The organism is Wolbachia endosymbiont of Pentalonia nigronervosa, assembly GCF_014534705.1.
Taxonomy (GTDB): Bacteria; Pseudomonadota; Alphaproteobacteria; order Rickettsiales; family Anaplasmataceae; genus Wolbachia.
The window spans coordinates 1-4,231 of record NZ_JACVWV010000083.1 but is presented as its reverse complement, the minus strand read 5'-3'; the positions used below and the strand labels follow the sequence as shown (position 1 = coordinate 4,231).

The window sequence follows — 4,231 nt, the reverse complement described above, 5'->3', positions numbered from 1 at the left end:
TAAAAAAGATCCCGAAGCTGAAGGATTTCAGGTTATTCCAAAACGTTGGATAGTTGAAAGAACCTTTGCTTGGCTCTCCAATTTTAGGCGCATGAGCAAAGATTACGAACATTCTCCTCTTACCTCCAAGACTAATATTTTCTTTGATATGATTACCGTTATGCTTAGCTACTTAAATGATTTCAAGACAGGTTCTTAGTTTTTACTCCTATTATTATTCTATCTGGATATAAAAAATCTGATACTGCAGAGCCTTGCTTGAGGAATTCTGGATTAACTCCCAAATCAAGGTTATAACCTTTATTAAGTAAGTAGTTGTGTATGTTTTCTGTAGTACCAGGAGGAACAGTTGATTTTATAACTATTAAGCAATCTTGATTAACTCTTTTAGAAATTTCATTTACTGATCTATACACGTTCTGTAAATCTGCACTCCCTAAGGAGCCTGATGGAGTATCTACAGTTACAAATACTACTTCCGTATTAGGATTTATCTGGGAATATGAGTCAAAGAACCTTATCCTTTGTAACTTTATATTATCCTCTAAATAGTTTGCTAATTCAGGCTCATATATAGGAACTTTTCCTGACTTCAATAACTCAATCTTTCTAGTATTTATGTCAATACAATCAACGTTATGGCCTTGTTCTGATAACATTGTACCAGATACTAAACCTACATACCCTACTCCTGTAATAGTTATATACATTTTATTATCATCTTAAAAATATCTCAATGTAGCTCAATTGTTTAAGTATCCAAAGAAGATACCATATTAATAATTAGAGTCATAAACTTTTGTTGCTAGATTATTTTTCTTAATTACTTTGAACAAGTAACTGCTAGCAACCATAATAGACAAAAGATCACCAGCCATTTTCCTTGTGAAGATGTCTTATTTCATCTACTGAAAGGCCCGTAATTTCAGCTATAATATCAATAGAGACACCAGCCTTAAGTGAATTTTTAGCTACTTCTATATCCCTTTCCTTTCGACCTTCTTGTTTGCCTTTTTCATGGCCGATGAGAATGCCTCTTTCTTCGCCAACCCTAACACCATCATCAAATTTTTGGGCGAAAGCAGCTATCTCGTCCATTAGACGTTTTTTTCTTTGCTCATATGCTAGTAACTCTTCTTTTGACCAATTAAATTTATTCATCTCTTCATAAGCTCGTTTTATTATTACGTCACTACCAACTATTTTATCTAGGTCCTCTTCCCTTGTTTCTGCTGCATAGCGAAAAAAATAACACCATTTTTCTACTATATTCTCTAGTTGGTCTTCTTTCGTCTTTGTAAATTTTGGTAGTTCTATGAATGTAAAATAAAGATCCTTTAAATCATGTTCATTAGTATTTTCATCGCGAATAGTATGATTTGATTTATACTCAACTTTATTTGGAAAAATAATACAATCAGCGACAGCTATAAAGATTATTTCCTTAAGGTCATGATATTCATCACCTTGATCAGCCTGACTTGAGTAAGCTTTGGCAGCATAATATTGAGCACGCTTCTCGAAGCCCTTGGTCTTAGTGAATTGCATTTCTATAATATATCTGGAGCCTTGAGAGTCCTTACAAAGAACATCGACAATACTCTGCTTTTTAGCGGCAATTTCAGGGTCTAAAATAGTAGCTAAAAATTCAACATCTTGAATAGCAGATAAGCCAGTAAAGCCTAAAATATCGTTTAGGAAATGAATTAGGATATCCTTGTTTTTCTCAGTGCCAAATATTCTCTTAAAAGCATAGTCGTTGCGCGCATCAAGAAATTTCGAAAGAGCCATAAGAAAGTAAGTTAAAAATCATTAATGATTATACTAAATTTTGAAGGAATGTTCAACTTCTTTATTTTTTAAGTTTTGAATGAAAAAAAATGGCTGCCAGAGATCACCTTAGAATCGCATTTCATACTTTAGACGTATAATACATCTTTTTATCAATCCCTCTGTAAAGCACCTTAAAAGCCTAAGAAATGAATACTATGAACTTAGCAGCTGTAATGGCCATTAAGAACCCCTTTTTGGTGCAAGAACCTACGAGCATAAAAGCTCAACCGAGCATTAACCTCTCACATCCTAAAGAAAACATATTTCAGTGTATGAAGATGGAGCCTATTTTAACTTGTCAAGGAGTAGGCATTTAATATACTAGTTTTTAATGAAGGTAATAATTGTGCTAGCAGAACTTCTATATCAAACTTCCAAGCAGCTAAAGGAGCATTGTGAATTATTGAGTGGTGAGGAAAAGCAAAATCTTTATAGCGAAGTATTAAATAAAGTAAAAAATACGCCTAGAGATTCAAGAGAAGGCATAGACCAGCTAAAGAAATTGAGTAAAATGGCTGTTGCAATAGAAGGAACTACAGATAGTAAGTTGCTAGAAAAGTTTAAAGATGATCATCCGTTAAGAGAAGTCAGTATTGCCTATGTTTCTGGAGAAGTTACAAACTATTTATTTAGCCTTAGTAATTCATCAGAACTGTATGATTTAAAAGAGGATAGAGAAAAAGCAATTTATTATGCGATCAAATCAAATGATAGGGAGTTAATAAAACATCTGTTAATGGTTTTGGTGTCGGGTGATATAGAGACTGAGTTTTTTAAGGAATTAGAGATGTTACTGTCTGGAGCGTATGAAAAATTAAAGGTAAATTTATCAGAGGATATGAAAAATTATCTAGAAAAAAATATAAGTTTAAAACGTTTTGTATATGGTAATGTTGATGTATTAACGGCAAAACCTGTAGATGTACGGGCAATGATAAACCTGTTTATAGTTCAATCTGGAGAAAATTATAAAATAGATGAGTTATTGCTGAGCAAGATAGCAGAAAGTTTAGAAGAAGGGGAATTACGCTCACAAATAAATCAGATGATAGAGACACTAAAAAAACATGAAAGGTTTGTAGAATTAGCATATAAAGTAAGAAGGTTAAAATCCGAACTAGCAAGAGGAGAGAGCAAATATTCGGCTGAGGTTATGAAATCAAGCATAGAAGAACAAGAAAGAAAAATGAGAGAGATTGGGGACAAAAGCAACCAAGTAGTAAAGGAAAGGGAGGAGCTATTATCGAGATTAAGTAACAGTTCAAATAGAAGACATTAGTGTGCGAGTTGGCAGAAAGACCAACCTATAACGTAGGACAACAAGTAAGAAGTTGTAGGTTAGCGAAGGGATATACCCAAAAAGATTTAGCAGAGAAAATCGGGGTAAAATACTGGGTAATACTGCAATACGAAAAAGTGAACCGTAGAATTCCAATCGAAAGGTTATATGCTATAGCAGAAACATTATCAGTAAGTGTTATAGACCTCATTCCTGTATCAAATAAAAAAGAGTGTTTTAAGGAAGAAGAGGAAGAGATATTAAACCTAGCAAGAAAATATAAAGGAATTAAGGATCAAGAATTACGCGAAATACTGTATTTATTAACTAAATTCATCCGTGTGAGTGAGGAAAAAAGTGGAAAAGCGGTGAAAATAGAAATAGCAAAGGGTTTGATTAAAGTGGGAGTATCGGTTGATGTTATCTCTCGAGCAACTAACTTATCTATAGGTGAATATGAAGAGAAAAAAAATCCCATTGATTCGATAACGTACAAAATAGGGCAAAGGGTAAAAGAGTGGAGGTTGAGAAGAGAATATACCCAAGTAGATTTAGCGAGCAAAGTTGGCATAGCAAGTCAAAGGACATATGAATATGAACAAGGTCGATCTACTGCTTCACTTGAAACGTTGGACGAAATAGCAAAGGTATTATCAATTAGTATGAAAGATCTACTTCCTGACTCGATAAAAGATGAGGATAGTGAAGCAGGAAAAGAGCTATCAGATTTAATAGAAGAATACAAAAAGATAGAGAGTCAGGAGTTACGAGGTGTGCTAATCAAGTCTTTATTTGAGGGCATACGTGTTTGTAAAGAAAAAGTTAGAGAGGCAAAAAAGGTAGAAATTGCAAAGCATCTAGTTAAAGAAGGAATTTCTGTTCTCGCAAACAACAGCCAGATAAGTTTTAAATAAGATTAGCAATGATTAATATCATTAGTATTTTTATAAAAAAATAAATAAATAAAAAAATTGATTTGACTTCCAGCAAAATTGATGGCCTTATGACGACCACTGCTAAAAAAAACAGCAGTAAATATTAAAAAAAAGTTTATAGTTAACAAAGGATATATTGTATGAATAATAAGAATAAAAGTAAGAATCGTAGAGAAGAAGTAGA

5 protein-coding genes are annotated in these 4,231 nt (G+C 33.1%); 3 read left to right on the top strand and 2 right to left on the bottom strand.

Features of this window, described 5'->3' with window-relative positions; translation table 11 throughout:
- Nucleotides 1–199, top strand: a 199-nt coding sequence (locus IC220_RS06305) for a transposase (protein WP_188153630.1), incomplete at its 5' end; no start/stop codon positions are given.
- Here IC220_RS06305 and IC220_RS06300 read toward each other — a convergent pair.
- On the bottom strand, nt 183–710 hold the full coding sequence (locus IC220_RS06300; RefSeq protein ID WP_223158799.1) for a hypothetical protein: 528 nt from the start codon (nt 708–710) through the stop codon (nt 183–185). The genes IC220_RS06305 and IC220_RS06300 overlap by 17 nt on opposite strands.
- A gap of 157 nt (nt 711–867) precedes the next feature.
- Nucleotides 868–1,791: an Rpn family recombination-promoting nuclease/putative transposase gene (locus tag IC220_RS06295; RefSeq protein WP_188153629.1), complete on the bottom strand. Its 924-nt coding sequence runs from the start codon at nt 1,789–1,791 to the stop codon at nt 868–870.
- Nucleotides 1,792–2,164: 373 nt separating this feature from the next.
- On the opposite strand from IC220_RS06295, the gene IC220_RS06290 reads away from it, so the two are divergent.
- Nucleotides 2,165–3,112, top strand: coding sequence for a hypothetical protein (locus tag IC220_RS06290; RefSeq protein WP_188153628.1), 948 nt, complete (start codon nt 2,165–2,167; stop codon nt 3,110–3,112).
- Complete coding sequence (wmk, locus tag IC220_RS06285) at nt 3,112–4,026, top strand: WO male-killing family protein Wmk (RefSeq protein ID WP_369408771.1); 915 nt, start codon at nt 3,112–3,114, stop codon at nt 4,024–4,026. Before IC220_RS06290 ends, wmk begins: the two co-directional genes overlap by 1 nt.
- The last annotated feature ends 205 nt before the right edge of the window (nt 4,027–4,231 follow it).